Annotated in this window: 34 protein-coding genes; 21 read left to right on the plus strand and 13 right to left on the minus strand. The window is 53.1% G+C overall.

All coding sequences use genetic code 11. From position 1 onward, the window contains the following. Positions 1-6: 6 nt before the first annotated feature. Entirely contained in the window at positions 7-804 is a 798-nt protein-coding gene (locus GOV45_RS09640; RefSeq protein WP_170476834.1) for a class II glutamine amidotransferase, read from the plus strand. 12 nt (positions 805-816) lie between these two features. Here the strand turns inward: GOV45_RS09640 and GOV45_RS09645 are convergent, their stop codons facing one another. The 3 genes from GOV45_RS09645 to GOV45_RS09655 are packed head-to-tail and all read right to left on the minus strand — an operon-like array spanning position 817 to position 3,880. After that, complete coding sequence (locus GOV45_RS09645; protein ID WP_170478032.1) at positions 817-1,980, minus strand: lytic murein transglycosylase; 1,164 nt, start codon at positions 1,978-1,980, stop codon at positions 817-819. Continuing rightward, positions 1,980-2,918: an adenosylcobinamide-phosphate synthase CbiB gene (gene cbiB / locus GOV45_RS09650; protein ID WP_170476836.1), complete on the minus strand. Its 939-nt coding sequence runs from the start codon at positions 2,916-2,918 to the stop codon at positions 1,980-1,982. Before cbiB ends, GOV45_RS09645 begins: the two co-directional genes overlap by 1 nt. Then, positions 2,915-3,880, minus strand: a complete 966-nt coding sequence (locus tag GOV45_RS09655) for a threonine-phosphate decarboxylase (protein ID WP_170476838.1) — start codon at positions 3,878-3,880, stop codon at positions 2,915-2,917. Before GOV45_RS09655 ends, cbiB begins: the two co-directional genes overlap by 4 nt. A gap of 183 nt (positions 3,881-4,063) precedes the next feature. Here GOV45_RS09655 and GOV45_RS09660 point away from each other — a divergent pair, with 183 nt between their 5' ends. Further along, complete coding sequence (locus GOV45_RS09660; protein ID WP_170476840.1) at positions 4,064-4,426, plus strand: response regulator transcription factor; 363 nt, start codon at positions 4,064-4,066, stop codon at positions 4,424-4,426. Here the strand turns inward: GOV45_RS09660 and GOV45_RS09665 are convergent. After that, the gene (locus GOV45_RS09665; protein ID WP_170476842.1) at positions 4,408-5,397 is read right to left on the minus strand and encodes a glutathione S-transferase family protein; all 990 of its coding nucleotides are present in this window, start codon (positions 5,395-5,397) and stop codon (positions 4,408-4,410) included. The genes GOV45_RS09660 and GOV45_RS09665 overlap by 19 nt on opposite strands. 207 nt (positions 5,398-5,604) lie before the next feature. Here GOV45_RS09665 and GOV45_RS09670 point away from each other — a divergent pair, with 207 nt between their 5' ends. Beyond that, the gene (locus GOV45_RS09670; protein ID WP_170476844.1) at positions 5,605-5,958 is read left to right on the plus strand and encodes a hypothetical protein; all 354 of its coding nucleotides are present in this window, start codon (positions 5,605-5,607) and stop codon (positions 5,956-5,958) included. 523 nt (positions 5,959-6,481) lie between these two features. On the opposite strand, the gene GOV45_RS09675 is transcribed toward GOV45_RS09670, so the two are convergent. Next, entirely contained in the window at positions 6,482-7,654 is a 1,173-nt protein-coding gene (locus GOV45_RS09675) for a MalY/PatB family protein (protein WP_170476846.1), read from the minus strand. Between the two features lie 94 nt (positions 7,655-7,748). Here GOV45_RS09675 and def (GOV45_RS09680) point away from each other — a divergent pair, with 94 nt between their 5' ends. From def (GOV45_RS09680) to GOV45_RS09700, 5 genes are read left to right on the plus strand one after another with little or no spacing between them, the layout of a single operon-like run. After that, positions 7,749-8,267, plus strand: coding sequence for a peptide deformylase (gene def, locus GOV45_RS09680; RefSeq protein WP_170476848.1), 519 nt, complete (start codon positions 7,749-7,751; stop codon positions 8,265-8,267). Further along, positions 8,264-8,758: a peptide deformylase gene (gene def / locus GOV45_RS09685; protein ID WP_170476850.1), complete on the plus strand. Its 495-nt coding sequence runs from the start codon at positions 8,264-8,266 to the stop codon at positions 8,756-8,758. Before def (GOV45_RS09680) ends, def (GOV45_RS09685) begins: the two co-directional genes overlap by 4 nt. 22 nt (positions 8,759-8,780) lie before the next feature. Next, positions 8,781-9,695 (plus strand): methionyl-tRNA formyltransferase, encoded by a 915-nt coding sequence (fmt, locus tag GOV45_RS09690; protein ID WP_170476852.1) that lies wholly within the window; start codon positions 8,781-8,783, stop codon positions 9,693-9,695. 6 nt (positions 9,696-9,701) lie between these two features. Continuing rightward, positions 9,702-9,938 carry a hypothetical protein gene (locus GOV45_RS09695; RefSeq protein WP_170476854.1) on the plus strand — a complete coding sequence of 79 codons (237 nt, stop codon included), beginning with the start codon at positions 9,702-9,704 and terminating at the stop codon, positions 9,936-9,938. Position 9,939: 1 nt separating this feature from the next. Then, positions 9,940-10,176, plus strand: a complete 237-nt coding sequence (locus tag GOV45_RS09700) for a GlsB/YeaQ/YmgE family stress response membrane protein (protein ID WP_170476856.1) — start codon at positions 9,940-9,942, stop codon at positions 10,174-10,176. Positions 10,177-10,616: 440 nt separating this feature from the next. On the opposite strand, the gene GOV45_RS09705 is transcribed toward GOV45_RS09700, so the two are convergent. The 6 genes from GOV45_RS09705 to GOV45_RS09730 all read right to left on the minus strand — a co-directional run bounded on the left by GOV45_RS09705 (position 10,617) and on the right by GOV45_RS09730 (position 14,460). Further along, complete coding sequence (locus GOV45_RS09705) at positions 10,617-11,240, minus strand: trimeric intracellular cation channel family protein (RefSeq protein ID WP_170476858.1); 624 nt, start codon at positions 11,238-11,240, stop codon at positions 10,617-10,619. Beyond that, positions 11,237-11,704 carry a ribonuclease HI gene (rnhA, locus tag GOV45_RS09710; protein ID WP_170476860.1) on the minus strand — a complete coding sequence of 156 codons (468 nt, stop codon included), beginning with the start codon at positions 11,702-11,704 and terminating at the stop codon, positions 11,237-11,239. The genes GOV45_RS09705 and rnhA overlap by 4 nt, the downstream gene beginning before the upstream one ends. Further along, entirely contained in the window at positions 11,697-12,290 is a 594-nt protein-coding gene (locus GOV45_RS09715; RefSeq protein ID WP_170476862.1) for a class I SAM-dependent DNA methyltransferase, read from the minus strand. The genes rnhA and GOV45_RS09715 overlap by 8 nt, the downstream gene beginning before the upstream one ends. Next, positions 12,287-12,739, minus strand: coding sequence for a DUF3429 domain-containing protein (locus GOV45_RS09720; RefSeq protein ID WP_170476864.1), 453 nt, complete (start codon positions 12,737-12,739; stop codon positions 12,287-12,289). Before GOV45_RS09720 ends, GOV45_RS09715 begins: the two co-directional genes overlap by 4 nt. Then, positions 12,736-13,686 (minus strand): 4-hydroxy-3-methylbut-2-enyl diphosphate reductase, encoded by a 951-nt coding sequence (gene ispH, locus GOV45_RS09725; RefSeq protein ID WP_170476866.1) that lies wholly within the window; start codon positions 13,684-13,686, stop codon positions 12,736-12,738. Before ispH ends, GOV45_RS09720 begins: the two co-directional genes overlap by 4 nt. Positions 13,687-13,884: 198 nt before the next feature. Then, positions 13,885-14,460: a LabA-like NYN domain-containing protein gene (locus GOV45_RS09730; protein ID WP_170476868.1), complete on the minus strand. Its 576-nt coding sequence runs from the start codon at positions 14,458-14,460 to the stop codon at positions 13,885-13,887. 137 nt (positions 14,461-14,597) lie between these two features. Here GOV45_RS09730 and folK point away from each other — a divergent pair, with 137 nt between their 5' ends. The 12 genes from folK (at position 14,598) to GOV45_RS09790 (ending at position 24,281) form a co-directional block, all read left to right on the plus strand. Continuing rightward, the gene (gene folK / locus GOV45_RS09735; protein ID WP_170476870.1) at positions 14,598-15,167 is read left to right on the plus strand and encodes a 2-amino-4-hydroxy-6-hydroxymethyldihydropteridine diphosphokinase; all 570 of its coding nucleotides are present in this window, start codon (positions 14,598-14,600) and stop codon (positions 15,165-15,167) included. A 94-nt stretch (positions 15,168-15,261) separates the two neighbouring features. Next, complete coding sequence (gene rpoZ, locus GOV45_RS09740; RefSeq protein ID WP_170476872.1) at positions 15,262-15,615, plus strand: DNA-directed RNA polymerase subunit omega; 354 nt, start codon at positions 15,262-15,264, stop codon at positions 15,613-15,615. A 26-nt stretch (positions 15,616-15,641) separates the two neighbouring features. Beyond that, entirely contained in the window at positions 15,642-17,774 is a 2,133-nt protein-coding gene (locus GOV45_RS09745) for a RelA/SpoT family protein (RefSeq protein ID WP_170476874.1), read from the plus strand. 16 nt (positions 17,775-17,790) lie between these two features. Further along, on the plus strand, positions 17,791-18,489 hold the full coding sequence (locus GOV45_RS09750) for a DUF2062 domain-containing protein (protein WP_170476876.1): 699 nt from the start codon (positions 17,791-17,793) through the stop codon (positions 18,487-18,489). Next, the gene (locus tag GOV45_RS09755; RefSeq protein ID WP_170476878.1) at positions 18,482-19,228 is read left to right on the plus strand and encodes a pyridoxine 5'-phosphate synthase; all 747 of its coding nucleotides are present in this window, start codon (positions 18,482-18,484) and stop codon (positions 19,226-19,228) included. The genes GOV45_RS09750 and GOV45_RS09755 overlap by 8 nt, the downstream gene beginning before the upstream one ends. Then, a complete protein-coding gene (locus tag GOV45_RS09760) occupies positions 19,225-19,848 on the plus strand; it encodes a LysE family translocator (protein ID WP_170476880.1) in 624 nt (207 codons plus the stop codon). The genes GOV45_RS09755 and GOV45_RS09760 overlap by 4 nt, the downstream gene beginning before the upstream one ends. Before the next feature lie 43 nt (positions 19,849-19,891). Continuing rightward, a complete protein-coding gene (locus tag GOV45_RS09765; protein WP_170476882.1) occupies positions 19,892-20,869 on the plus strand; it encodes an NADPH:quinone reductase in 978 nt (325 codons plus the stop codon). Position 20,870: 1 nt separating this feature from the next. Further along, a complete protein-coding gene (acpS, locus tag GOV45_RS09770; protein WP_170476884.1) occupies positions 20,871-21,290 on the plus strand; it encodes a holo-ACP synthase in 420 nt (139 codons plus the stop codon). 59 nt (positions 21,291-21,349) lie between these two features. Beyond that, the gene (lepB, locus tag GOV45_RS09775; protein WP_170476886.1) at positions 21,350-22,189 is read left to right on the plus strand and encodes a signal peptidase I; all 840 of its coding nucleotides are present in this window, start codon (positions 21,350-21,352) and stop codon (positions 22,187-22,189) included. Further along, complete coding sequence (gene rnc, locus GOV45_RS09780) at positions 22,186-22,866, plus strand: ribonuclease III (RefSeq protein ID WP_170476888.1); 681 nt, start codon at positions 22,186-22,188, stop codon at positions 22,864-22,866. Before lepB ends, rnc begins: the two co-directional genes overlap by 4 nt. 180 nt (positions 22,867-23,046) lie before the next feature. Then, a complete protein-coding gene (era, locus tag GOV45_RS09785) occupies positions 23,047-23,955 on the plus strand; it encodes a GTPase Era (RefSeq protein WP_170478035.1) in 909 nt (302 codons plus the stop codon). Continuing rightward, positions 23,952-24,281: a DUF1491 family protein gene (locus tag GOV45_RS09790; protein ID WP_170476889.1), complete on the plus strand. Its 330-nt coding sequence runs from the start codon at positions 23,952-23,954 to the stop codon at positions 24,279-24,281. The genes era and GOV45_RS09790 overlap by 4 nt, the downstream gene beginning before the upstream one ends. A 92-nt stretch (positions 24,282-24,373) precedes the next feature. Here the strand turns inward: GOV45_RS09790 and GOV45_RS09795 are convergent, their stop codons facing one another. Next, on the minus strand, positions 24,374-25,024 hold the full coding sequence (locus GOV45_RS09795) for an FkbM family methyltransferase (protein WP_170476891.1): 651 nt from the start codon (positions 25,022-25,024) through the stop codon (positions 24,374-24,376). Between the two features lie 825 nt (positions 25,025-25,849). Here GOV45_RS09795 and recO point away from each other — a divergent pair. Further along, positions 25,850-26,575, plus strand: coding sequence for a DNA repair protein RecO (gene recO / locus GOV45_RS09800; protein ID WP_170476893.1), 726 nt, complete (start codon positions 25,850-25,852; stop codon positions 26,573-26,575). Here the strand turns inward: recO and GOV45_RS09805 are convergent. Then, positions 26,559-26,951, minus strand: a complete 393-nt coding sequence (locus GOV45_RS09805; RefSeq protein WP_170476896.1) for an META domain-containing protein — start codon at positions 26,949-26,951, stop codon at positions 26,559-26,561. The two genes, recO and GOV45_RS09805, sit on opposite strands and share 17 nt — an antisense overlap. Positions 26,952-26,963 lie beyond the last annotated feature (12 nt).

Below are 26,963 nucleotides of genomic sequence, written 5' to 3' on the forward strand. Positions count from 1 at the left end.
AATCATATGTGCCGATTTCTGGCTTGGGTTGGACAACCGCGCTATTTGGATGAGCTCGTTTTAGAACAAGAGCAATCCCTTGTCATCCAAAGCCGAAATGCGCTGATTGGCAAGACGCCAATAAACGCTGACGGCTTTGGAATGGCGTGGTATTCTGATCGCCACTCTCCGTGTTTTTACAAAGACACCAACCCAGCGTGGTCGGATGCCAATCTGAAACAGTTGGCCCATCACACGCGGTCCAGTCTGTTTCTGGCGCATGTAAGAGCATCTACCGGCACCGCCACCTCACGAAACAACTGCCACCCATTCGGAGTGGGAAAATGGAGCTTTATGCACAACGGTCAAGTAGGAGGTCATGACCTTATCAGGCAAGAGTTGGATGCGATGATCCCAGCAGAACTGTATGAACATCGAATGGGGGCGACTGAAAGCGAGGCGATCTTTTTGCTCGCACTTGGTGAAGGTTTGGAATCAGACCGTGTTGGCGCCATGGCTCGCGCGGTCGCTCGTGTAGAAGCTCTGTCCAAACGTCGGGGCTCGGCACCATATCTCCGGTTTGCGGCCTGCTGGTCAGACGGAAATCGGATATTTGCAGCCCGATATGCTTCGGATCGATACGCGCCAAGCTTGCATTACAGAACCTGCAAAAGCGGTGTTATCATTTCCTCAGAACCTCTGGATGCCAATTGTCACGACTGGTTCGAGGTTAACCCCGATACCGCGATTGAGACAGAAGGATCAGTAGTCAAAGTTCACGATTTCGTTCCAGCCCGGCTTGGCGTTGAAGAAGAGGTCGCTTAGATGGCCTCGTTCTTATAGCCGGTTTAGCAACTCGACAGTTGGCCAAGCATCTGCCGGCAGCCCCAGCCGCGCTTGTTCGGCTTGCACTGCAGCCCGTGTGCCAGCCCCCAATATTCCATCTATTTTGCCAACGTCGTGGCCACGCGCTTGTAATTTGCTCTGAAGTTGCTTCATCTGAGCTGCCGACAAACCTTCAGTTGGGTTACCCGCATTATATATTTCCGCACCTTCCAGCCTTGTGCCGAAATAGGCCGCCGTCAACACGTAAACAAAGCTCTGGTTCCATTCAAAGTAGACGTCAAAATTGGGGAAAGCCAGAAACGCTGGCCCTTTGTGCCCTTGTGGCAATATCAACGACGCGGGTAAGTCGGGTAAATTCCCGCTTCGCGCCTGAACACCCATGGTCTGCCAGTCCGAAACTGACCGTGGTTTGCCCGGCCCGGACAACGACCAGTCCATTTGAGCGGGAACAGTAACTTCTTGCAGCCAAGGCTCACCCGGTCGCCATCCCAGATGCGATAGCATCTTGGCGCCCGACATCAGAGCATCCGGAGCAGAGGTTTTCAAGGAAACCTTGCCGTCGCCGTCCCCGTCAACGCCATTTTCCAGTATGTCGCGCGGTAACATCTGGACCATTCCAATTTCTCCAGCCCAAGCCCCTGTTGTGCGATTGGGATCGAAGTTGTTCTGTCCATAAAGTTCGATCGCTGCAAAAATCTGTGGACGGAACAGATCTGGTCGGCGGCAGTCATGCGCCAGTGTTACCAAGGCATTTCGGGTGTTAAAATCGCCTTGCACCGCGCCGTAGTCGGTCTCAAATGCCCAGAATGCCAGCAAAACACCACGAGATACCCCATATTCACTTTGGATTCGGTCAAACACTGAATCGTACTTTCGTGACATAGATTGACCGCGTTCAATACGGTTGGCTGAGATCAAGCGCCGCGAAAAGTCGATAAAAGGTTTCTGAAAGACACCTTGAGCACGGTCAGCCCTTATCACAGCACCATCCTGCCGAACCCCTTGGAAAAAGCCATCGACAGTGGCTTGGTCGAACCCATTCCCAAGTGCCTCGGATTTCAAGCCTGCAACGAAGCTTTCGAAATCGCCACCGCACTGCGCCAGGGCAGGGGTGGCAAACAAGGTAGTGGCCAGCAGGCCCGAGAGGATGCGCATCATTGGATGCTCCATTCTAAAACTATTAGGTTGAAACTAAACCACACCGACAACAACCCAAGCGCAAGCCCCCAAACCTTCCAAAGCATGTCGCATGCGCGGAAAACCTCCGTCGCGCCGATTTCACGGTTGGCGTCGCCGTTTACCCAAGCCAGGTCACGGAGTTTTCCGTCATAGCTGCGCGGCCCTGCCAGCGCTACGTTCAACGCGCGGGCCATTGCGGCCTCGGGCCAGCCTGCATTGGGGGAGATGTGTCCGCGTGCATCGGCGACGATCTGGTGCCAAAAAGCCCACCGGCGCGACAGAGCTACGATTAACACACAGGTCAATCGCGCTGGGATCAGGTTCAGTAGGTCGTCGAACCGTGCAGAGGCCCAGCCGAAATCGCGGTAGGTTTCGTTACGATATCCAATCATGCTGTCTGCTGTGTTGACTGCCTTATAGACTATCAACCCGGGCAGGCCTGCGATCAGAAACCAGAACGCAGGTGCGATCACTCCGTCGCTTAGGTTCTCGGCCGCGCTCTCAATTGCCGATCTGGCAACCTGGGCTTCGGTCATGTCCTGGGTATCGCGTGACACGATCATGGCGACTTTTGCCCGCCCGGCGGGAAGAGACGTCGACAGCCCGACCGCTACATCCCGAACATGTATCACAAGCGATTTCTGGGCCAGCAAGATGGCGCAGACGATGATTTCTATGGCCGGTCCAAGCAAAGAAAGCAGTTTACCCAATATCAATGAGCCTACGACCAGTAGAGTGAGAGCCAGTAGTCCCTTGGCCCTCCGCTGAGCGCCAAGATTTAATTTCCGATCAAGCCACTCTATACCTGCGCCGATTAAGATTGCCGGATGGCGAATGCGTGACCATAGCCAATCCGGCTCACCTACGATTGCGTCCAAGCACATAGCGCAAATCAGCAGGAATCCTCCAGTCACAAAGCGCCCTCCAGCCTGTCCCAACCACGTTTATTTGGTAGCCCCAAACGGAGAAAATTCGTCGAGTACGGGAAGATGCGGCTCCAAATTTGAGAGTGGGCCAGCTTGGATTGCCACGCTGTCGCGTCACTCACATGGTACAGGCGAAACAAGTCTGTTCCGCCAAGCAATCGGGCGCCCTTGTCGCAAATCAATTTGTCCAACCGATCTGCATCACACGAGAGTTTGGTCCGCGTTTCCTCGGCCCATTTCACATCCCTCAAAGCCTTTTCGCCGATCCTTAACGCGGGTCCAGATACGGCCCATGGTCCGATCAGTTCGTTTAGCCGGGTGATCAAGTCAGGCTGTCCGACCGCAAAACCAAGCCGCAAACCAGCCAGTCCCCAGAATTTTCCAAAGCTCTTGAGTACAACAACGCCCGGTCTTTCCGTCTGATTTATCAGCGTCGCTTTGGGGCAAATATCGCAGAAACTTTCGTCAATCACGGTCAGGGGCGCATCTACATCAGCCTCTTGCCAAATGCGCCCATCTGGGTTGTTGGGGTGCACAATCACTCGAGCCTGAGCAGGACTGCTTTCCTTCACTGACCAGCCATGCGCCAGAAATGCCGCGGCGTGTTCGTTGTAAGTTGGTGTGGTGATCCGAACATGTCCCGGAGGGACCAAAGCCGGTAGCCTTGCAATGATTGCCGAGGCTCCAGGCGCAGGCAAGATTGATGCGCTGTCAGGTATTGACCAGAACGATCTGGCGGCGTCACACAGGCGGCTAAATGCATCGTTGTCTGGCAGACTTGTCCAATCACTATGTTTCAACCCCGCGACGTCATAAGGGTGTGGATTAATACCCGTCGACAGATCAATCCAATCCGTGCGATCACCACCATAGACTGAAATGGCATGATCTAAACCGCCGCCGTGGTCCCGCTCGGCTTGTCTGTGCAGAATGCCAATGGTGTCTGCCATGCGTCCCTCTGGTGAAATACCGGTGCAGAGGCGGTTCAAGCGGATTTTCGCCATTTACACAAGCAAATCTGCGTGAAAAGGGCTCGTTGCAGGTATCGTTAACCATTTGTTAAGAAAATCACGGGATCACGGATCATGGGGTCGGCGCCGTTTTTTTGTTATCTAGTGCCGAGGTTGTGGCAAATGAAAGTATTGATTGTTGAGAGTAACCCTGACCTTGGTGGGGTCTGGCAAAGGCATCTTGAAAGGCAGGGGGGAGAGGTCACTTTAGTAGCCGGGCAAGAGGCTGCGATCTTGGCCTTGTATGGTACAGCCTTTGACATCATCGTGCTGGATTTGGTGTTGGAAACCGGAAGCGCCTTGGCTGTGGCAGACTTCGCAAGATATCGTCGCCCCAATACAAGGGTAATCTTTGTGACCAATACCACTTTCTTCTCGGATGGCTCGATATTTGCACACAGTCCGAACGCTTGCGCCTACGTCCAAAGCAGCACGCCGCCAGAAGATCTGGCGGCAATGGTTGCACATTACGCAGCGGGTCGCTGACTGCGACGGTGCGGCTCCATATAATCCAACACAGGATTCGTCGGGATAATCCGGTTCGGATTGATACTATCGTGACTATAGTGATAGTGCCGGATGATGTGGTGAAAGTTCACCGTGGGCTTTACACCGGGCCATTGGTACAGCTCGCGTGTGTAGGCCCAGAGATTTGGGTAATCGATCAACCGCCGCCGATTGCACTTAAAATGCAAATGATAGACTGGATCGAACCGGATCAGTGTAGTGAACAGCCGCCAGTCCGCTTCGGTCAGGCGATCCCCCATGAGGTAACGATTTGAGGAAAGATGACCTTCCAACCAGTCCAGCGTATCGAACAACGGGTTGACGGCTGCATCATACGCCTCTTGCGATGTGGCAAAACCGGCTTTGTAAACCCCATTGTTGACGTTGGAATAGATGCGTGCGTTGACCTCTTCGATCTCGGTTCTCATCGGCGCTGGCCAATAATCATCTTTGTTTCCGGTAATCTCGTCGAAAGCCGAGTTGAACATCCGGATAATTTCTGAACTTTCGTTCGAAACGATCGTTTTCGTCTTTTTGTCCCAAAGGATAGGCACCGTCACTCGGCCGGAATACTCAGAATTAGCCTTGGTATATAATTGATGCGCAAAATCCATGCCGTGGAGCGTGTCGCCTGTCGCGCCTAGGTCGTCAATTTCAAAGGTCCAACCTTGATCCAACATATCTGGGTGAACGACTGAAACGGAAATATGGTCGCTTAGGTCTTTGAGTTCGCGGAAAATTAAAGTGCGATGGGCCCAGGGACAGGCGTAGCTGACATACAAGTGATATCGCCCGCTTTTAGCTCGGAAACCACCTTTGCCGGATGGGCCGGCGTCGCCATTTTCTGTCAGCCAATTACGAAACTGAGCGGCCGAGCGTTTGAATGCCCCATCACTGGACTTAGTGTCATACCATGTATCCTGCCATTTTCCGTCAACGAGCAAGCCCATTTCATTCCTCCATTCAAGTTGCTTTACAAATAGCTTGACGGTGTCCCACTTCCTACATTGGCGAACGCGCATAGTCCCTGCGCAAACGCACAGCGACCCCGAAATGTCCTCACAACACAATCTCGGAACCAACCTGCACCTTATAGCATCACTGGATTTTTACGATTTACTGATCACAATGGTTAATGAGCTGCCGGAGAATTTTTGATGAGTACCTATGTTTCAAGGGAAATACGCGCCGAATTGGATGCTGCGCGAATCGCTGCGTTGAAAAAAGCGAGCCGCTTGCGGGTTGAAGTCGGAAACAATAGCTACAAAATTCTTAGATTGTGGAAGGATGGGTTTACGGTCGAGACCGAAACAACGCCGCGTTTGCGCGGGTTGGTCGATGTTTTTGACGGAGCAAATCACTTGTATCAGTGTTTGATCGTCGCTGCCGAAGAAGGTGCTGGCGAAATGAGTTACGAGTTTAAGCGCAGCACCGCAAGCGCGGACAAAGCCCCACTGGATTTTTACCGCGCTCCGGATGCGCCGATTGCTTTGCTTGGATATGAAGACTAGAGCCGGATTTAGGCGGTTGGTCTGTTAGGCTTCAGACTTAACAATCGGGCCATTTCGGCATTGGATATTGTGATTCAGCCCGATGTCGAGTCACACGACAAGGCAATTCCTCTAATTTCGTTCGGTCGCCTGTGGATGAAGATGTCGCCGTCCGAATTGTGGTTTCCCTGTCGGGCATGTTCCGTGTCATCTGCCTGTGGACAGTCAATGCCCAATGACAGTTGGAGGGTGCTTTGCGGGTTGCGGCGATCGATCCCAAAGGTCCCTTCCGGATTTTATTGCCACCTTCAACTACCTTGCCGCCTTTGGGTGCGAACCCCTTCACAGAGTTGGCTTGCTTCATAACCTTTCGATCCAGTGAAGCTGTCAACCAGCGGCTGATTTTCAATCAAAAACATTCAATGCGGCTGGCTTCAGGCATCATTCGCGGGGCAGGTGGGTTTGGACTATATCCGTGCCGCCCGATCCTCCTGCCCAAAACCAGCAAAGGCAGGGCAAGGATTAGCCTCACCCGGCGTATGAGTTACTGCAAATCTCCGAAAGCATGCATTAGCCGTGCGCAGGCTTCTTCAACCCGCCCGCGTTGAGTGGCCAGATTAAACCGCTCGAACGTTTCGCCTCCGGCGCCGAAACCAGGGCCGGACGAAGTTGCGATCCTTGCATCTTGTCTTAGTCGCCGGACAAACTCTGCGTGTTCCATTCCGGTGCCGGAAAGATCTACCCAAGCGAGATAAGTCGATTGCAAAGGCATCGACCAAAGACCAGGTATTTTGGCAATCGTTTCATCGAACAGACGGCAGTTGCCCTGCAGATGAACAATTTGTTCGTCGACCCATTCAGCGCCTTCAGGGCTGTAAGCGGCGGTGATCATTGCAACACCCAAAGCGCTGGGGTCGTAATCAAGGGTTTTCAGACGATGCCGCATCTGTTTGCGCAGTTTTTCGTCAGGAATGATCATGTTCCCGGTTCGCTGCCCCGCAATATTGAAAGTTTTCGAAGCAGCTGTCAGAGACACAGTCCAGGGTCGTGCGTCTGGAGCCGCGATATCCATGGGAACAAAAGTGCTGCCCGGATAGACCAGATCGTGATGAATTTCGTCTGACACCAGAATCAGCCCGTTGCGTTCGGCAAATTTCGCAACGGCTCTCAACTCTTCGGGCGTCCACACCCGGCCTGACGGGTTCTGTGGCGAGCACCACAACAATAGTTTTTCCGTCCCATCCAACCGTGATTGCGCATCTTCCAAATCAAGAACGTACGTATCGCCCTCGCGTACCAATGGGCATTCGACAACCCTGCGTTCGGCATTGTTTACCTTGTGAGCGAACTCATGATAGACAGGCGAAAATAAAACTATGCCGTCGCCGGGTTCGCTCCAAACGTCAATACTCAGTGCAATAGCGTTGCCTAATCCCTGTGTAGTGAGAATCCAGTCGGTGTCGACGTCCCAGCCGTGGCGATTTTTCATCCACCACTGGATTGATGCAAGATACTCAGGATGAATCCAGGAATATCCAAAGACGCCAAGTTCGGCTGCTTTCCGAACCGCCTCAATCACACACGGTGCGGTGGGATAGTCAGAGTCCGCGGTCCACATGGCCAGCCCATCTGATGGCGATACGCCATACAGCTGCTCCATCTTATCCCATTTTGAACTGTTGGTGCCCCGGCGGTCGATCAGGTCGTTAAAAGTCATATCTGCTCCATTTGTTGGGCCGAAAGCTACTCGCAATTCTGCTGTGTGCAAGGGGGGCGTTGCGGCTTAGTGCGCATTGCCCTAAATCAACCCTATGAAGCGTAAAATCCTCATCCACCCCGATCCCCGACTGAAAAAGGTGTGCGCGCCGGTTGACGACATTACTGATGCGTTGCGCGCTTTGGCTGATGACATGTTGGAGACGATGTACGACGCGCCGGGTATCGGACTGGCTGCGCCGCAGATAGGTGTACTTGACCGATTGATCGTGGTGGATTGTGTCAAAGAAGAAGGCGAGGCACCACGCCCCTTGGTCATGTTCAATCCCGAGGTAATTTCTGCCTCGGACGAAACCAATGTCTACGAAGAAGGTTGTCTTTCCATCCCAGATCAATATGCCGAAGTGACCCGACCCAAAGTGGTTGAAGTGGCGTGGATGGACCGTGACGGTAAGGCGCAAATTGAAACCTTTGATGGCCTTTGGGCAACGTGCGTTCAGCACGAGATCGATCATTTGAACGGTAAGCTTTTCATAGACTATCTCAAACCGTTGAAACGGCAGATGATCACGCGAAAGATGCAAAAGCTGAAGCGCGAACAGGCCCGCACATGACGGTTAGGACGTGCCTTCCATGGCCTGACAAACGTCTTCGAACAAAAGCACAGCAAGTGGCCGCGATTAATGACGATGTCAAAGCCATCTGGAATGATATGATTGACACGATGGAGGCTATGCCGGGTGTTGGTTTGGCTGCGCCTCAGATCGGAGTGATGCTGAGGCTGGCGGTGGTCGACGGCTCTGCGGAACGTGGTCGGGCGGTTCGTATGGCAAACCCTGAAATCCTCCACAGTTCAGTCGAATTGCGAGAGCATGAAGAGGCCAGCCCGAACCTGCCGGGTGTATCAGCCAAGGTAAAACGGCCTCGTGCCGTGACGGTCAAGTTCCTGAACGAACACGGTGTTGTGGATCGGCGAGACTTTGTAGGGATCGAAGCGACAAGCGTGCAGCACCAGATAGATCACCTGAACGGCAAAATGTTCTTTGATCGTCTCAGCAAGGTCAAACGCGACATGCTGCTGCGCAAAGCCAAAAAGATGCGTTGAAACCCAAACTGCGGAGGTGGCGATGCGGATAGTTTTCATGGGAACACCTGATTTTTCGGTTCCTGTTCTTGAGGCCCTGGTCGAAGCCGGGCACGAAATTTTGGCTGTCTATTGCCAGCCCCCTCGTCCTGCAGGGCGTGGCAAAAAAGATAGGCCAAGTCCGGTTCAAGCGCGGGCTGAAGAATTGGGCCTGAACGTCCGTCACCCAGTTTCGCTTAAATCACCTGCCGAGCAGTCCGCCTTTTCGGCGTTGAATGCTGATGTCGCCGTGGTAGTTGCTTATGGTCTTATCTTACCCCAAGCCATACTGGACGCGCCTGTGCACTGCTGTTTGAATATACATGCCAGTTTGCTACCGCGTTGGCGCGGGGCAGCGCCAATCCATCGCGCGATCATGTCCGGTGATGTGGAAACCGGTATCTGCATTATGCAGATGGACGCTGGACTGGATACTGGTCCGGTTCTGTTGCGCGAGGCGACGGAAATAGGAATCGAAGAAACGACCGCCCAATTACACGACCGTTTGTCCGTTTTGGGGGCAAGGCTGATTGTCGATGCATTGCGCAAGTTGCCGGACCTAATTCCTGAGCCGCAGTCCAAAGTGGGCGTGACCTATGCTGCCAAGATCGACAAGGCCGAGGCACGGGTGGATTGGTTCTGCCCTGCTGTAGAAGTCGATCGCCAAATCCGCGGGTTGTCGTCCTTTCCCGGCGCTTGGACCGAGATCGACGGGGAACGAATCAAGCTGTTGGCTTCGCGTATGGCAGAAGGGCAAGGCGAGCCCGGCGAAGTTTTAAGCGAAAACCTTACCGTTGCCTGCGGTAAAGGAGCCATTGAATTGCTGCGCTTGCAACGGGCGGGCAAGGGGGCGCAGGATAGGGAAACCTTTTTGCGGGGCAGGCCAATCTCGGTCGGCAGTCGCTTTGCTGTGGAGTAACGCCACATGTTCATGATCATGATGGGTACTGTCGTTATTGCTGGAATCGTCGGCTATTTGTCCGAGGTGACAGGATTTACTCGCAATGGGTATTTACAATCGATCATAATCTGTATTGGCGGCGCATTTCTGTTTTACTTCGTTCGCATCATGTTCGGAATTAGTTTTGGCCCACCTGGTCTGGATGCAGTTTTATCGTCAATCGGTGCCTTGATTATCGTACCAACGCATTGGAGGAAGTGAGATGCCCGTAGTAGCTTTGATAATAATCGGTGCGGCTGCAGGTTTCCTCGCCACACGTCTAATGCGGATCGAAGCTGATATTCCCACAACTATGTTAATAGGCATCGTTGGCGCGTTGGTCGGAGGACTCCTGCTCCGAACCTTGGTCACCGTTATGGGGTGGTTGTCAGGATTTATAGGTGCTGTATTAGGTGCGCTTTTGGTGATCTGGATCTGGCAGAAATACCTGCGCCGCTGAGAAACACTTTCTTATTGGCCATGTTTTTCGGCACTAATGTATTGAGGCGCACGCCCGGATTTCCTGGTCAACTGATGGGCTTCGGCGTCGGTTATCCAATGCACCCTGTTTTACTTGAGATGAATCAACTTTGAGCCAACTTAAATTCTAGTCGTCGCCAATTCAGTAAAAGCAATTGCTGTATCAAAGATGTGCAGTACCTCTCTCCGCCAGTTGGGTTACTTAGACTACAGATACTCTCCAGCAGTGAAAGTTTTCGCAGGCATCGGTTTGCAATTCACGGCGATTGCTATCTGAAAACGGATATGTTCAGCCGGATGCGACCAGAGCACTATTACTTGGAGACGTTGTTTCAACATCGAGGTTTTGTGAAGCGACGCTGCTACTGACCTCACATAATTCAATCAGATTAAGTAGGTTTGGATGAATGACGTTTTCGTTTATGTGCGTGGCGGGCGGCCTTTATAGACCGGCAATCGCCAACCAAACATGAGAGATCCAGCCCGGAGTGCCCAGCAAATCAGAGCGCACAGTCCAAGCGACGGAAGAATTTCAAAACCAAGCCGCGTCGCGAAAACTGCGGTTAATGCGCCTGCAAACGCGCAGGATACGTATAGCTCACCCTGTTTCAGAACCAACGGAACTTCGTTGCACACAACATCCCGCATCAAACCACCGAGGCAACCTGTCGTAACGCCCATCAGAACAACAATCACCCCCGATTGCCCTAAGGACAGGGCAGCGCCGGTACCGGCCGCAGCAGCAATGGACAAGGCAAAACTATCCAACCAAATCAGCCAGTTGTAGCGACTTTCCATAAGGTGTGCTGTGAAGAATACCAAGATGGCAGCGGCGCATGCGATCAGAATGTAAGCCGGCTGGTCGACCCAGAACACTGGGTGCCTATCCAGCAATAGGTCACGAACTGTACCGCCGCCCACAGCGGTCAGGCAGGCAATGAAGGCAAAGCCCACTAGGTCGAGTTGCGCGCGACTCGCCACCAGCGCTCCGGTCAACGCGAAGACCAGAACAGAGGCGTAATCCAGCAGAGCCAGCCCGCTCACGTTTTGGCCTTTTTTGGTTTGAACGGTGCCATGCCCGCGCGTGCCAGTTCGTCGGCACGCTCGTTTTCGGGGTGTCCCGCGTGTCCCTTAACCCATTTCCACGTAACGTTATGTCGTGTTTGGGCCTCGTCCAGCCTTTGCCACAAGTCGACGTTTCTAACCGGTTTTTTGTTTGAGGTTTTCCATCCGTTGCGCTTCCACCCGAAAATCCAACCGGTGACGCCGTTCTTTACGTAGGCGCTGTCTGTGACAATGGTAATCGTTGAGGGGCGGTCGAGTATTTCAAGTGCGCTTATCGCGGCCAGCAATTCCATTCGATTGTTGGTTGTTTCCGCCTCGCCGCCGTTCAATTCCCGCTCTCTGATTAAGGTTTCGCCATCCAATGCACGCAGCAAAACGCCCCAGCCGCCCGGTCCGGGATTACCTGAACACGCGCCATCTGTATAAGCAAAAAGATCAGGCATGCGTGGCCAGTCCGATCCAGTCAGATACCGATCCATCAAGCCCGGTACCGCTGCCAAGATAGCTCTCGGTCACGGTAAAGCCTGCATCTTGGACAATTTGTTTCAATTCGTCTTCGCTGTAGTAGCAGTAGTATCGCCCCAACCTGTCCGGGCCATCCCCTTGGCCCAGCTTCATGGCAATGTAAAACACGCCATTCGGTTTCAACGCCTTATGAATTGCTGCCAAGTGTCTTGGGAAATCGCGGCGATTGGCGTGCAAAAGGCTAAAATTGGCCCAGACGCCATGATATTTCTCTGTTGCATCGAGTTCACCGAACGCTGCCTGCTGCGCAACTACGCCGGGGTGCTTGGCTGCCAGTTTAACCATTTCCGTTGATGCATCGATGGCTTCAACCTTCAAACCTGACTGCGCCATAACCGCTGCGGACATCCCCGGACCACAGCCAAGATCTAACACCGTGCCGCCTTGGCGGACGGATTGAATGAAACGGGTCAATTGCGGATCGGCGGAATTGTCCTCATCCGTCAACGCAGCATAGCGGGCGGCCTGCGCGTTGTAGACGGAAATCGTATCTTGGTCGCTCATAGGTATACTCCGACGGACAAGCACAGAACCACGATCGCGGTTAAAAGGATGCGGAGCTTCATCCACCAGCGAGGGGCCAGCCCCCAATACCAAAACACCGCGTCCAGCAACAAAAGAGCGGCAAAGCCAACGATTAGGTTGATCGCGGCGCTGACTGGTCCGCCCCCTGTCGTGAAAAACGCCCAAAGCGCCGGAAGAACGGAAAGTACGTAACATGTGGTCGCCTTCCCGCCTGACGTCTTTGTGGCAAAGCCCCAAAGAATCCCCGACATAAAGCTGAGAATGACCGACCCGTAAAAAAGCTGCACATAAGGGCCTACAAAACGGGCGCCGAATGTTCGCGTGCCCCAGTCGTGTAGGTCTCCATTTATCAAGGTCAGGGCGCCCCAAATGAATGGAATCAACCCGGCCAGTCCTAATATCAACGGTGATTTGGGTATACCACTCACGCTGGTTGCCTCAGAACGCGCGGCACTTTGAATTCTACATTTTCGACAGCGGTTTCGACCAATTCCACGCTGAGATCGAACCTATCGCGGAAGGCGTCGATCACTTCGTTCACCAAAACTTCGGGCGCGGACGCGCCCGCAGTCACCGCGATGCTACTTATCCCTTCTAGAGCCCGCCAATCTATGTCTGTGGCGCGCTGAACCAACTGGGCGTAGTTGCATCCGGCGCGCGACGCAACTTCGACCAAACGGCGCGAGTTCGAGGAATTCGGTGCGCCGACGACCAAAAGCGCGTCGGATTTCGGTGCCACAGCTTTGACAGCCTCTTGCCGATTTGTCGTGGCATAGCAGATGTCTTCTTTGTGGGGACCAACAATCGCCGGAAACCGCGACTCCAGCGCGGCGATGATGTCCTTTGTGTCGTCAACCGACAGAGTGGTTTGCGTCACAAAGGCCAACTTTTCCGGATCGCGTACTTCCACATTGGCCACATCTTCGACCGTTTCGACCAGCAGCACTTCGCCTTCGGGCAACTGCCCCATTGTGCCAATTGTTTCAGGGTGCCCTTTGTGGCCGATCATGACCATTTGCAATCCCGCGTCCGAGTGTCGCTGCGCCTCGACATGAACTTTTGAAACCAGCGGGCAAGTTGCATCAACGAAGATCATCTGGCGCTGTGCTGCAGTTGCAGGAACTGATTTGGGAACGCCATGGGCGGAAAAAATCACAGGCCGATCATTGGGACATTCATCGAGTTCCTCAACAAACACTGCGCCTTTAGATTTCAGTCCGTCCACCACAAATTTGTTGTGGACAATTTCATGGCGTACATAGACCGGGGCGCCCCATTTCTGCAGCGCCATTTCAACGATCTTGATGGCGCGATCGACCCCTGCGCAAAAACCACGCGGGGCAGCCAAGTATAGTGTTAGTTGCGGCTTGCTCATGGGTGTCTCCTTGAAAGGGACACGTAAGGCTTTTGCTTCCATTGGTCCAGTGATCCCGAACCTGTCATTTCTTTGATACAGAAGGCTGTTAACTAATCTGTATTTCAGAAGGTGATTGTCGTTAATGAAATGCGGCCAGGTTCTCCCCGGAACCTGACCGCATCTTTTCTAAATTTTTAGCGAAAGCGACGGGCTTGTTTATTCCCCGTTTGCAGCCATCATACCGCGTGTTTCCTCGGGCTCTTCCCGAGGAGGTCGTCCAACGACATCGCGAAGGTCTTCCAGTTCGATAAAGTTGTCGGCTTGCCGGCGCAACTCGTCTGAGATCATGGGCGGTTGGCTGCGTATCGTCGAGACGACGGAAACCCGTACGCCCTGACGTTGCAGGCTAGCTATAAGCGGGCGGAAATCCCCGTCACCCGAAAACAGCACGATATGATCGACCCGCGGTGCCAGCTCCATGGCATCAACGGTCAATTCGATATCCATATTTCCTTTGACTTTCCGACGCCCCATACTGTCGGTGTATTCCTTGGCCGGTTTGGTGACCATTGTGAAGCCGTTGTAATGCAGCCAGTCAACCAACGGACGGATAGGAGAATACTCGTCGTTTTCCAGAAGCGCTGTGTAGTAGAAGGCTCTGAGGAGTTTACCTCTGCGCATGAATTCCTGACGCAGCAACTTGTAGTCTATGTCAAAACCCAGAGCTTTTGCGGCCGCATAAAGATTCGAGCCGTCGATGAACAGCGCTAGCCGTTCGTCCTTATAAAACATAAATAGTCCCTTTCGGTATAAGCCATCGCGCCGTGATATCCGTGAGTGTAAAAAATTTGGTCGGAGCGATGGTGTACCTAAAATAAATGTTCTGGCTTTTATCGCAAGTATGCTCTGGACTGAATATGGGGTAAAACATGCAAAAAACATGCTCAAAAGCGGTAATAGCGCTTGGTGCAAATCTCAAGTTGAGAGGAAATGGGCCAAGGGAAACCCTTGAACAGTCAATCATTGCCATGCGCGACTCGGGTTTGGTGATTCGGTCCCAGAGTCGCTTTTTTTCGACACCATGTTTTCCCGCGGGCGCTGGGCCAGACTATGTTAACGCCGCCATTTCGGTGGAAACAGATCTAACTCCGGACATGGTACTGGGGGTGTTACACGATATCGAAAGAGAGTTCGGGCGCGAGCGTTCTCAGCGATGGGGTATGCGTACATTGGACCTTGATTTGGTCAGCTGGGACGCTTTAGTGCTGCCCAACCAGAGTGAATACGATCATTGGAGGAATTTGCCTGCCTCGGCGCAGATTCAGCAAGTTCCGGAACGTCTTATCTTGCCGCATCCCCGTCTGCAGGACAGAGCATTTGTGTTGGTGCCGATGGCTGATGTTGACCCAGAATGGCACCATCCGGTGCTGGATAAAACGGTTCTTGATATGATTGCGGATCTTCCCGACGAAGATGTTGCAGCTATTGTACCTTTGTGAACCGAGAAATTAGGGCATTTCTCGCTTGTCAAGGCGGACAATCGGCCTTAGATAAACGTCTTCCTGCCACGGATTCATTAACGGAGAGCACCCCATGGCCCGCGTTACGGTTGAAGATTGTGTAGACAAGGTCCCGAACCGGTTCGAACTGGTTATGCTTGCCGCCCACAGAGCGCGCGAAATTTCCGCTGGTGCCTCGATCACCGTGGACCGCGACAACGACAAGAACCCCGTTGTTTCATTGCGTGAAATCGCGGACGAAACCCAAAGCGCGGACGAACTGCGTGAGCGGTTGATCGAAGCCAACCAGACCCAGATCGAGGTCGATGAGCCTGAAGAAGATCAGATGGCGCTTTTGATGGGGGCCGAATCGGACAAACCCGTTGATGATGACATGTCCGAAGAAAAGCTCCTGCGCGCTCTGATGGAGGCGCAGGGCCAGGGGTAAGCCCAAACTACGAAGGTGCGGACCGGATGATTTCTGCTGACGACCTGATTGCGCTGGTCCGCAACTACAACCCCAAAACTAACGCGGAACGCATCGCCCGGGCCTATGAGTTCGGTAAGCAGATGCATGATGGACAGTTTAGGCACTCAGGCGAGCCTTACTTCGTCCACCCGGTTGCCGTGGCTGCCATACTGACAGAGCAACGTCTGGATGATGCGACTATCATCACTGCTTTGCTGCACGACACAATCGAAGACACCAAGGCCAATTATGGTAAAGTAGCTGAGTTGTTTGGCGACGAAGTCGCCAAGCTGGTCGATGGCGTCACGAAGCTTACCAATCTGCAACTTTCTAGCCGAGAGACCAAGCAGGCTGAGAATTTTCGCAAGCTGTTTATGGCAATGTCCAAAGATTTGCGGGTAATTCTCGTAAAGCTTGCTGACCGTTTGCATAATATGCGCACGATCAGGGCGATGCGGCTTGAAAAACAGGTGGTTAAAGCCCGCGAGACGATGGATATCTATGCGCCGCTTGCTGGCCGCATGGGCATGCAATGGATGCGTGAAGAGTTGGAAGACTTGGCTTTTCGCGTTCTTAATCCAGAGGGCAGACAATCGATCATTCGCCGGTTCATTACGCTTCAAAGGGAAACTGGGGATGTGATCCACCGGATTACCGGTGACATGCGTCATGAGTTTGAAAAGTCTGGTATCGAGGCCGAGGTGTTCGGTCGAGCAAAAAAACCCTATTCGATCTGGCGCAAGATGCAGGAAAAGGATCAGGGTTTTTCGCGCCTGTCTGATATATACGGGTTCCGTATTATCACTGGGTCGGAAGAAGACTGTTATCGGGCTCTCGGCGCGATCCATCAGCGTTGGCGCGCGGTGCCGGGGCGTTTCAAAGACTATATCAGTCAACCAAAGTCTAATGGCTATCGGTCCATTCACACCACAGTATCAGGCCGTGACGGAAAGCGGGTCGAAGTTCAGATACGTACCAGACAAATGCATGACGTCGCTGAAACGGGTGTTGCGGCACATTGGTCTTACCGGGACGGTGTGCGTTCAGAAAACCCTTTCGCCGTGGACCCTGCAAAGTGGATATCGAGCCTAACGGAGCAGTTTGACAGCGAAGAGGATCACCAAGATTTTCTCGAAGCGGTCAAGCTTGAGATGTATTCGGACCAAGTGTTCTGTTTCACCCCAAAAGGCGACGTCGTTAAATTACCGCGTGGAGCGACACCAATTGATTTCGCATATGCTATTCACACACGTATCGGCCATGCCTGCGTAGGGGCGAAAGTGGACGGCATTCGGGTGCCGCTGTGGACTCGTCTTAAAAACGGTCAGTCGGTGGATATCATCACTGCAGACGGTCAAACGCCGCAGGTCACATGGCTGGAAATTGCAGTTACCGGTAAAGCCCGTACCGCCATCCGTCGGGCCTTGCGAGAAGTTGACCGTAAACGCTTTATCAAACTGGGAAGGGAACTGGCACGTGCCGGTTTCGAAAACGTCGGTCGAAAAGCTACCGACAAGGCATTGGACACAGCTGCAAAGCATCTGCGTCTAAAAGACAGCAAAGAGCTGTTGGCTCGTTTGGGCAGCGCCGAGTTGACTGCGCATGAAGTGATAGAGGCCGTGTACCCGGAACTTGCAAAAGATGAAGGCGATGCAATTCCCTTGCGTCGCGCGGTGATCGGACTTGAGCCGGGGCAAGGATTTGAGCGGGCGTCGTGCTGCCAACCGCTGCCAGGTGAGCGTATCGTCGGTATTACCTACCGTGGCAAAGGTGTTGTAGTACACGCGATGGATTGCGATCGATTGTCTGAATTCGAAGAACAGCCTGAGCGATGGGTTGACTTGCACTGGCATTCCGGAACCCACCCCGCAGTCTATGGCGCTACTTTGGACCTAACAATAGGTAATGATGCCGGTGTGCTGGGTCGTATTTGCACATTGATCGGCGAGAAAAAGGCCAATATCTCGAACCTTGTATTTGTGGACCGCAAACCGGATTTTTACCGTTTGCAGATCAGTGTGGAGCTGCGCGATCTGGAACAGTTGCATTCTCTGATGCTGATGCTTGAAGCCGAAAGCGATGTCGCTGCGGTCGAACGGTATCGGGACAGGGCGAAAACGACGATCGCGGTAAGCTGAGAAGGGGTGATCAGGAGTGGTATTCAAGCGCCGAGATCGACGCTCGCCTGTCCAGATCGCTTCGGAATTCGTCTATCCGCGTGGCGGATGGACCCGGGCCTTTCACTACGTGAAACACCGTGTGCGTCGGTTGCCAGACTCACCTGAGCGAATAGCGAGGGGAGTCGGTGCGGGGGTTTTTGCAGCGTTCACCCCATTTTATGGTCTACACTTTGTAGTCGCTGCTATTTTGGCACGGTTGATCAACGGCAATATTCTGGCTGCTCTCAGCGGAACATTTTTTGGCAACCCATTAACCTATGTACCCATCGGTGTAATTTGTTTGCAGACCGGACATTTCATTTTGGGAACCAAATTTGATGAAGGGGCTACGCATGGGCTTATGGGCAAATTTGCAGATGCTCTTGGAGATTTAAAAAATAACATAATCGCTTTGTTCACCGATGACGTAGCGGATTGGCGAGGTCTGGAAATATTCTACCATGAGGTTTTCTTTCCCTACATGATAGGTGGGATAATTCCGGGAATTGTGGCTGGGGCTGTTTGTTCGTACCTCAGCCTTCCATTGATCAGGACCTACCAACAACGTCGTCGGGCCAAGATCAAAGCGAAATTCGAAGAAATCAAACGCTTGGCACAGGCCGAGACTGCCGCTCACCTGACGAACGCATTAGGGTCGGCCTCAGGGTTCAAGAAGGAATCGAATGATGTCTGAAAACTATTTGCGTCTGGGCGTGAATATCGACCATGTCGCGACCGTCCGTAATGCCCGGGGCGGAGATTATCCCGACCCCCTGCGCGCAGCCAAAATAGCACAAGAAGCTGGGGCTGACGGGATCACAGCGCATTTGCGAGAAGACCGTCGACATATCTCTGACGCCGATATCGACGGTTTAATGGAGGTTTTGTCCGTTCCGTTGAACTTCGAAATGGCAGCAACAGATGAGATGCAAAAGATTGCGCTGCGTCACAAACCGCATGCGGTTTGCATCGTGCCTGAAAAACGAGAGGAACGTACAACCGAGGGTGGGCTGGACGTCGCACGAGAAGAAAACAGGCTAGCCCACTTTATCGCGCCCTTGCGCGACGTAGGCTGCCGTGTGTCGATATTTATAGCCGCGGATCAACGCCAGATCGAAGCGGCCCATAGGATTGGGGCAGAAGTGATCGAGCTGCATACCGGCGCGTATTGCGACGCTTTCGCGGAAGGCCGGGAAGAAGAAGCAGCGCGTGAATTGGCGTCGCTGCGTGACATGTCGACATTTGCCGATTCGTTGGGGCTTGAGGTACATGCAGGACACGGTTTGACATATGACACCGTTAAGCCTGTTGCTGCGTTCCCCGAGGTGCGTGAACTGAATATCGGGCACTTTTTGATTGGCGAATCTATTTTCCTTGGTCTGACACCAGCGATTGTGGAAATGCGTCGTTTGATGGACGAGGCTCGGAAATGATCACACCGACTTTCTTGGCCATCTGGTTGGCTTGGTTAATGGCAGGGGGTTCTCCAGGGCCAGCGACCATGGGTATCGCTGGAACAGCCATGAATGAGGGTCGCTCTGCTGGGTTGGCATTCGCTCTTGGTATTTGCGCGGGCTCGGCAGCTTGGGGCATCGCCGCAGCATTGGGTTTGTCTGCGATAATGCTTGCCAACGTATGGTTATTTGAAGCGATCCGCTATGTTGGGGTTGCATACTTGGGCTGGTTGGCTCTCAAAGCGTTACGTCGGGCTATGAGCAAAGATGACGTGGCGATGGGCAATCCGGTTACCGGTTCGTATGGCACCATCTTCGCCAAAGGAGCGGCTATTCACCTGACTAACCCCAAGGCGATCCTTAGCTGGGGTTCGATCTATGCTATCGCTGCCCCGAACGATGCTAGTCTGTTTATGTTGCTAGGATATTTCGGGTTGTTCTATGCAGGATCGCTTTTGATATTCATCGGATACGCCTTCCTGTTTTCGTCCGAGCACATGGTACTTGCCTATCGCCGCGCCCGCCGTTGGTTTGACTTCGCCTTCGCCGGGTTCTTTGGTGTTGCAAGCTATAAGATATTGACGGTGCGGCTGACGTAGGCAGCTTAGCTCATGAGACATTTTCTCAAAACGAGGTGACGGTGTGAAAGCTATTACATATCGCGAATTTGGGCCTGCTGCAGATGTGTTGGAGGTGACCGATATGCCGGTCCCTTCACCCGGCCCCGGAGAAGTTCTGGTACGCGTCAAGGCGTCAGGGATTAACCCCTCAGATGTAAAGCTGCGCGGCGGAGCACGGCCCGGCGCGGCTATGCAGTACCCGGTCGTTATTCCTCATTCCGATGGGGCCGGGGTGATCGAAGCTGTTGGGGCAGGAGTTGATGCCGCAAGGATCGGTGAGCGTGTTTGGATCTGGAACGCACACTGGCAACGCGCTTTCGGAACAGGGGCGGAATATGTGGCCTTGCCGTCAGAGCAAGCTGTGTTTTTGCCGGACACAACCAGCTTTGCTGAAGGCGCGTGTTTCGGAATTCCCGCTATGACAGCTTGGTATGCGTTATATTGTGACGGGTCGATTGCTGACAAAACTGTTTTGGTCACAGGTGGTGCAGGGTCTGTGGGCCGATACGCCTGTCAAATGGCTACGCTGGGCGGGGCCAGGGTCATTACCACCGTTAGCTCTGAAGAAAAGGCAGCCCATTCCGGGGCGGCTGAATGGATCAACTATCGCACACAGGACGTCACCGAAGCAGTTTTTGACCTTACAGGCGGAGAAGGTGTGGATCGCATAATCGAGGTGGATTTTGCGGCTAATCAGGAAGCGTCACTTTCTTTGATACGCCCCGGTGGAACCATCGCAAGCTATGCTTCCGCTTCGCGCATGCGGCCCGAGTTGGATTTCTACGGGTTCATGTTCAAAAACATCCGCCTACATATGCTTATCGTATATCAACTCGATGCCTCGGCGCGTCGGCGAGGGGAGGGCCAACTTGGCCAGTGGTTAGAGCAAAGGGCATTGGGTCACGCCGTCGTTTCGGGAGGGCACCTGACAGACGCGGCCAAAGCCCATGTTCAGGTCGAAACCGGGGAAAAACTCGGCACCGTCGTGTTGGAGGTTTGACTTGATCCTGGGCGTCGGTACAGACCTAGCGAACATTGACCGCATTCAGGGTACGCTTGACCGGTTCGGTGACCGGTTTCGCAACCGTGTCTTTACTGAGATCGAACAGCGCAAAGCGGAATATCGACACGATACCGCTGGTACCTATGCCAAACGCTGGGCGGCGAAAGAGGCATGTTCCAAGGCGCTTGGAACTGGCTTGCGCATGGGGATTGCATGGAAAGACATGGCGGTAACCAATTTGCGCACAGGTCAACCGGTTATGCACGTCACTGGTTGGGCTGCCGAGCGCCTGAAGGAAATGACTCCAGAAGGGTACGAGGCAATCATACATGTAACTCTTACCGACGATCATCCCTGGGCACAGGCTTTTGTGGTGATCGAAGCTCGCCGCGTTCAAGAAGCGGTTGCGCAGCCTTGACTTGCCAAGACCCGCCCCGCATGTAGCACTCCAACCACTTAAGGACCGGAGAGAGCAGTATGGCCGAGGAAGCCAAATCAGGAAGCGCCGTTTGGGAGACGATCAAAACAATCGTCTACGCCTTGTTGATAGCAGGCGTGTTTCGCACGTTGTTCTTTCAGCCGTTCTGGATTCCGTCGGGATCGATGAAACCGACACTGCTGATTGGTGATTTCCTGTTCGTCAACAAAATGGCCTATGGCTATTCTTATGCGTCCTGCCCAAGCCTTATCATCCCAAGTGTCGGATTGAACATCGACGCAGAAGATATCTGTGGTTGGATGCAAGGGGATGACAATACCCGGATTTGGGGTGGGGAACCTGAACGCGGAGACGTTATAGTCTTCCGCCATCCGGTCACTGGCCGCGACTATATCAAGCGGCTGATCGGTTTGCCCGGTGATCGTATTCAGGTGCGTGATGGGACCGTGAATTTAAATGGGACGCCATTACTGCAGGAACCAGATGGCGTATTTACCGAAACAGCAGAGCCGCAAGGACCGCAAGGCCTTCGACCAAGGTGCGAAAACGGGCCGGTTGGTGTTGGCGGTGTCTGTGAAAAGTCACGCGCGATTGAAACCTTGCCAAATGGTGTTTCGTACGAAGTGCTGAATATTGGCAATCAGGGTTCGGACAACACAGGTGTGTACGTAGTACCGGAAGGGCATTACTTCTTTATGGGTGATAACCGTGACAATTCCGCTGACAGCCGTTTGCCGCAGTCAGTCGGCGGCGTCGGATATGTACCTTACGACAACCTTATCGGCCGTGCGGACCGGATCATGTTCTCATCTGCGGGGCGTTCGATGTTGTTTTTCTGGACTTGGCGCGGTGATCGGTTCTTTAAGGCGGTCAATTGAGTGTTTCGACCGAGATAAAAGCCTTCCAGAAGAGGTTGGGCTACGAGTTCAGCAACCCAAAGCTTTTGATCCGCGCATTGACCCATGGGTCAGTTTCGTCTCCTACGCGACCGGACAACCAGCGTTTGGAATTTCTGGGCGACCGTGTGCTTGGGCTTGTAATGGCTTCGGCATTGCTTGAGGCGGACCAAAAGGCCACCGAAGGGCAACTGGCTCCTCGATTTAACGCGTTGGTGAGGAAAGAAGCGTGTGCAGAAGTGGCGCGGCAGATTGATTTGGGTGCTGTTCTGAAACTGGGACGGTCAGAGATGTTGTCAGGTGGACGCCGCAAACAAGCACTGCTGGGGGATGCAATGGAAGCAGTCATTGCCGCCATCTATCGTGATGCAGGGTTTGAAGCCTCGCGCGACGTCATTTTGCGCCTTTGGGGCGACCGGATTCGTAATGTCGAATCCGATGCGCGTGACGCCAAAACAGCGCTGCAGGAGTGGGCTCAGGCCCGCGGACAAAATCCGCCATCTTATGTCGAAATTTCGCGTAGCGGACCGGACCATTCTCCCCTCTTTACTATTGCGGCGCGTCTGCAAGATGGAACCGAGGCGCAAGCAACGGCAGGATCAAAACGACTTGCCGAGCAAGCGGCCGCTAAAGCGATGCTGACAACCCTGACGAAGTAAACTAAGTGCGACGGCACTCAACTTGATAAATGAACTCGGGCGGCCGTATCAAGATTTGGCAGACGTAAGATGCGTCGCCAAAAGGTGGCAATGGCCCAAACCTATACTTTTCCAAAACCCTCTAGCCCGTATCGGCTTTCTGGGATAGAGATGCGCCCTGCAAACTGGATCGCATATCATATGACCAAACATGCCGGATTTATAGCACTAATCGGAGAGCCTAACGCGGGCAAATCCACTTTGTTGAACCGCATGGTTGGGGCCAAGATTTCGATTGTGACTCACAAAGTGCAGACCACGCGGGCTCGAATCCGTGGCGTCGCAATGGAAGGCGATGCACAGCTGATATTTGTGGATACTCCCGGACTTTTCAAACCGCGCCGCCGGCTTGACCGGGCGATGGTTGCCGCGGCTTGGGGCGGGGCGGCTGATGCTGATATCGTGGTCCTGATGGTCGAAGCCCACCGCGGGATCACTGAAGGGGTTGAACGTATACTCGATGGCCTCGAAGAGATCGGGCAAAACCGCAAGGTTGCCCTGGCAATCAACAAGATCGACAAAGTGCCGTCGGAGAAGCTATTGGCGCTGACATCTGACCTGAACGCACGTTATCCATTTTCCGAAACTTTCATGATTTCGGCGGAGCGCGGTCACGGTGTGGATGATCTACGCAAGTGGCTGGCATCTCAGCTGCCAGAGGGTCCATGGCTCTATCCCGAAGATCAAATCGCTGATCTGCCTTTGCGCATGATTGCGTCGGAAATGACGCGTGAGAAATTGACCCTGCGCCTGCATCAGGAACTGCCCTATCAACTAACCGTTGAAACTGAGAACTGGGAAGAACGCAAGGACGGGTCAGCCAAGATTGATCAGGTCATTTATGTAATGCGGGACGGCCACAAAGGCATTGTGCTTGGTAAAAAGGGTGAGACGATAAAGGCGGTAAGCCAAGCGGCTCGTGCAGAGTTAGAAGAATTTCTAGACCGCAAAATCCACCTGTTCCTGCAGGTTAAAGTCCGTCCTAACTGGTTAGAGGAATCCGAGCGTTATTCGGAGATGGGACTGGACTTCAAAGACGGTAACGCATGACCCGACTGACGGCGGAATTCTGGGTTCACGCCTACCTGGCGCGTTTGCGGTTTCAAGAAATTCCTGCCTTTGTGGTTGCCCACGGCGACGACACAGCTGGTGCGGTTTTGGTCAAGTTGAATACTCTGGATGGTCAAGCCACGGCATTTCAACGCAGCTTTGACCTGATGAGCGGTGAACGCAAATGGATCGAGTTGTCCAACGGTCCCGAGAAGGACGTAGATCAGGCAATTCAACGCCAACGTAGTTTTGACCCCGACCTTTGGGTGATCGAAGTCGAAGATCGGCAGGGGCGACACATGTTGGGGGAAGAGGGGCTGGATTAGTTCCAGGTTGCCAGTCGTCTGCGATGTGGAGCAATAAATTCGAAACTCTTCAAGTCCTACGGCAAAGTTTTGGCGCCTTGAAACCAATCTGTTTATTTTAAACGATAGATCGCATTGCGTCCGAATTTCGCATCCAACTCGTAACCTGTATCAGTAAGCAATTTGCCAAGGTCTGATTTCCAGGCCTTGTTGTGCTCGACCTCAAACAAAACGGATTTTGGCAGTTGTGCAATCGGCATATCGGACAACAATGGCGCCAAGACACGATCTTCGTGGCCTTCGACATCGACTTTTATGAAATCAATTGGCGTTTGTTTATCTGGAGGCAAAAAGTCACTTAATTTTCGAACTTGAACGCGAGTAGGTGTCGCGCCTTTTTTGGGTTTACTTAAGCTAGCCTCGCCCAAATTTGTGTCGACTGGAACGTAAAGGTCCAACTCGCCCGCGCCGTCAGAAATGGCGCAACGATGAACCTGAATGCTGTTGAAGCCGTTCAACGCAATATTCTTTTCTAGTCTGGCGCGCATGGTTGGATTTGGCTCGAACGCATGGATGGCAGAACCAGGCAAAGCAATAGCAGCGATTCTAAGGCTATAAACCCCTGCATTGGCACCAACATCATAGGCGGTAATCGGGCGATCCGGCAGACCGTTCAAAACGTGGTTTAACGCACGTTCTTCCATCGTTTTCCCTTTTTGCCAAATCAGAAACTCGGTATGATTGTCAGACGGATGGACCTCCATTCGGCAACCTTTGTAGTCAACTTCGGTAGGACGTAGGTTGCGTCGAATTAACCGCTTAATTTTCTTCGGAGTCGTCGGATCGTTGCAAATCTGTCGAAGAAGATCGTGGGGCCATTCCATAAAGTCGTGTCTCGTACCTGCAGAAAACGTTTCCTGGGGAACCTAATATCATTTGGGCTGCTTACTGAAACCAGATTATTCGCTCAATTGATCGGCGGCGGCATTCATATCTACGGCCATCACAAAAAACCTTGCTGAAGATATGTGGTTGCCAGCAACTTACGGACTAGATTTCTGCGAAATGTTGCCATCAAAACTTGGTCTGGCTACACGAACCAAGTACCTTGACAAAGAGTTTCTTTAGCCAGGACCGCATAAAGAAAAAATACACAGCGAGTAAGGGAGGACCGCTTTTGTTGCATTCAATTGGTCAGAAGTTCATCAAATCCGACCTTGGTCGGGTTATGAAGCATTTTGAGGGATTCATGGTGTTCGTCGGCGTCGTTGGACCCTTTGCAACACTTCAACAGCTGGCGAAGCTTTATTTCACCCATTCACAGCATGCGCCCGGTCAATCACTGGTTACGTAGTCGCTGTATGCGGCATTGTCGGTTCTTTGGTTCGTCTATGGTCTGATGGTCAACAAACTGCCGATTTATGTAGGCAATGGCAATTCAATGGTACTCAATGCGATCATGGTTGTTGGTATCCTTCTGCACGCAGGTGTTACGTTCTAAACATCATCTAAGCTGTCCGACTTGCGGCGTTGAACGCTTTGCGGTTTTCTAGATCAGTAAGAACCACCCCAGCAGAATAGGACAGGACTTGGACTGGCGCGATCACGGTATACTTCTGACCTCACGCCGCCACGGCGAAACGTCTGCGATCATCGAAGTCTTTACCGAGTCTCATGGCAGACACGCAGGCGTCGTCCGTGGTGGTACAAGTCGAAAAATTGCCCCTGTTCTGCAGCCAGGAGCTCAATTGGATCTGTTGTGGCGCGCGCGTTTGGAGGAACATATTGGGACGTTTCAAGTTGAACCGTTGCGGTCCCGCGCCGCCGCCGCGTTTTCAGGGCGTCTCGCATTGGCGGGGTTGAATGCAGTTGTCGCCCTTCTTTCTTTTTGCATGCCAGAACGCGAACCTCATCCGGGTATTTATAAACAAACCGAACAACTTATGGACCTATTGAGTCAGGACGAGGTTTGGCCGCTTGCCTATATGCGGTGGGAGCTCGCTTTGTTGGAAGAGCTCGGGTTTGGCCTGGATCTCAGCCGGTGTGCAGTAAACGGTGCGACGGAAGGGTTGTCATTCGTGTCACCAAAATCAGGCCGAGCTGTAAGTGCAGAGGGCGCTGGTGAATGGGCTGGCAAGCTGCTGCCGTTACCACCTTGCTTGCGAGGAGAAGGGAACGCACCAGACGAAGAAATCGCTCAGGGCTTGCGTACCACAGGATATTTTCTCCAACATCGGGTTGCTCCGTCCTTAGGTCACTCACCAATACCCGAGGCCCGAGCCCGATTTATTGATCAATTCAATCGACGGCTTTGAACACCATCTCGTGACCATCGTCATTGCGCAGGATAAGGACATTGCCTGAGACTTCAGACTGCGTCATTGCCATGAGGGCGGCAAAGAAGAACCCTTCGGCTTCAATTCCTGCGCAGGACGCTCTGGTTGCGATCAGGTCTTCTATTTCGAACCAAGGATATGGCGCACTGAGTTTACCTTCGTAACTGTTGCAGGGACCGTTCCCCGCAATGCGCCCCTCCTGCGGAAAACGTACTAGGGCGCTTGCGTCGAAAACCTGACCGTCAACTTCTTGTAGCGCCCAGACCCGATCGGCTGCGCCGTAGGCGGCGACCGTTTCATCCTTGTCGCACTGAAACAGGGAAAATAAGGGCAGGATCAATAACCAACGTGGCATAAATAGTACCTA

The organism is Ruegeria arenilitoris (assembly GCF_013035425.1).
Classification (GTDB): domain Bacteria; phylum Pseudomonadota; class Alphaproteobacteria; order Rhodobacterales; family Rhodobacteraceae; genus Ruegeria; species Ruegeria arenilitoris_A.

What these genes read in the sequence shown, in the direction of transcription:
- GOV45_RS09805 (WP_170476896.1), bottom strand. Translation starts at nt 26,951, where the DNA reads ATGCCACGTTGGTTATTGATCCTGCCCTTATTTTCCCTGTTTCAGTGC.
- def (WP_170476848.1), top strand. Translation starts at nt 7,749, where the DNA reads ATGAAGCGTAAAATCCTCATCCACCCCGATCCCCGACTGAAAAAGGTG.
- GOV45_RS09660 (WP_170476840.1), top strand. Translation starts at nt 4,064, where the DNA reads ATGAAAGTATTGATTGTTGAGAGTAACCCTGACCTTGGTGGGGTCTGG.
- rnhA (WP_170476860.1), bottom strand. Translation starts at nt 11,704, where the DNA reads ATGCCTGATCTTTTTGCTTATACAGATGGCGCGTGTTCAGGTAATCCC.
- GOV45_RS09655 (WP_170476838.1), bottom strand. Translation starts at nt 3,880, where the DNA reads ATGGCAGACACCATTGGCATTCTGCACAGACAAGCCGAGCGGGACCAC.
- GOV45_RS09760 (WP_170476880.1), top strand. Translation starts at nt 19,225, where the DNA reads ATGATCACACCGACTTTCTTGGCCATCTGGTTGGCTTGGTTAATGGCA.
- GOV45_RS09695 (WP_170476854.1), top strand. Translation starts at nt 9,702, where the DNA reads ATGTTCATGATCATGATGGGTACTGTCGTTATTGCTGGAATCGTCGGC.
- GOV45_RS09640 (WP_170476834.1), top strand. Translation starts at nt 7, where the DNA reads ATGTGCCGATTTCTGGCTTGGGTTGGACAACCGCGCTATTTGGATGAG.
- lepB (WP_170476886.1), top strand. Translation starts at nt 21,350, where the DNA reads ATGGCCGAGGAAGCCAAATCAGGAAGCGCCGTTTGGGAGACGATCAAA.
- GOV45_RS09670 (WP_170476844.1), top strand. Translation starts at nt 5,605, where the DNA reads ATGAGTACCTATGTTTCAAGGGAAATACGCGCCGAATTGGATGCTGCG.
- GOV45_RS09715 (WP_170476862.1), bottom strand. Translation starts at nt 12,290, where the DNA reads ATGAGCGACCAAGATACGATTTCCGTCTACAACGCGCAGGCCGCCCGC.
- ispH (WP_170476866.1), bottom strand. Translation starts at nt 13,686, where the DNA reads ATGAGCAAGCCGCAACTAACACTATACTTGGCTGCCCCGCGTGGTTTT.
- GOV45_RS09700 (WP_170476856.1), top strand. Translation starts at nt 9,940, where the DNA reads ATGCCCGTAGTAGCTTTGATAATAATCGGTGCGGCTGCAGGTTTCCTC.
- GOV45_RS09675 (WP_170476846.1), bottom strand. Translation starts at nt 7,654, where the DNA reads ATGACTTTTAACGACCTGATCGACCGCCGGGGCACCAACAGTTCAAAA.
- GOV45_RS09730 (WP_170476868.1), bottom strand. Translation starts at nt 14,460, where the DNA reads ATGTTTTATAAGGACGAACGGCTAGCGCTGTTCATCGACGGCTCGAAT.
- rpoZ (WP_170476872.1), top strand. Translation starts at nt 15,262, where the DNA reads ATGGCCCGCGTTACGGTTGAAGATTGTGTAGACAAGGTCCCGAACCGG.
- era (WP_170478035.1), top strand. Translation starts at nt 23,047, where the DNA reads ATGACCAAACATGCCGGATTTATAGCACTAATCGGAGAGCCTAACGCG.
- GOV45_RS09795 (WP_170476891.1), bottom strand. Translation starts at nt 25,024, where the DNA reads ATGGAGGTCCATCCGTCTGACAATCATACCGAGTTTCTGATTTGGCAA.
- def (WP_170476850.1), top strand. Translation starts at nt 8,264, where the DNA reads ATGACGGTTAGGACGTGCCTTCCATGGCCTGACAAACGTCTTCGAACA.
- GOV45_RS09790 (WP_170476889.1), top strand. Translation starts at nt 23,952, where the DNA reads ATGACCCGACTGACGGCGGAATTCTGGGTTCACGCCTACCTGGCGCGT.
- GOV45_RS09665 (WP_170476842.1), bottom strand. Translation starts at nt 5,397, where the DNA reads ATGGGCTTGCTCGTTGACGGAAAATGGCAGGATACATGGTATGACACT.
- fmt (WP_170476852.1), top strand. Translation starts at nt 8,781, where the DNA reads ATGCGGATAGTTTTCATGGGAACACCTGATTTTTCGGTTCCTGTTCTT.
- folK (WP_170476870.1), top strand. Translation starts at nt 14,598, where the DNA reads ATGCAAAAAACATGCTCAAAAGCGGTAATAGCGCTTGGTGCAAATCTC.
- GOV45_RS09755 (WP_170476878.1), top strand. Translation starts at nt 18,482, where the DNA reads ATGTCTGAAAACTATTTGCGTCTGGGCGTGAATATCGACCATGTCGCG.
- GOV45_RS09745 (WP_170476874.1), top strand. Translation starts at nt 15,642, where the DNA reads ATGATTTCTGCTGACGACCTGATTGCGCTGGTCCGCAACTACAACCCC.
- GOV45_RS09645 (WP_170478032.1), bottom strand. Translation starts at nt 1,980, where the DNA reads ATGCGCATCCTCTCGGGCCTGCTGGCCACTACCTTGTTTGCCACCCCT.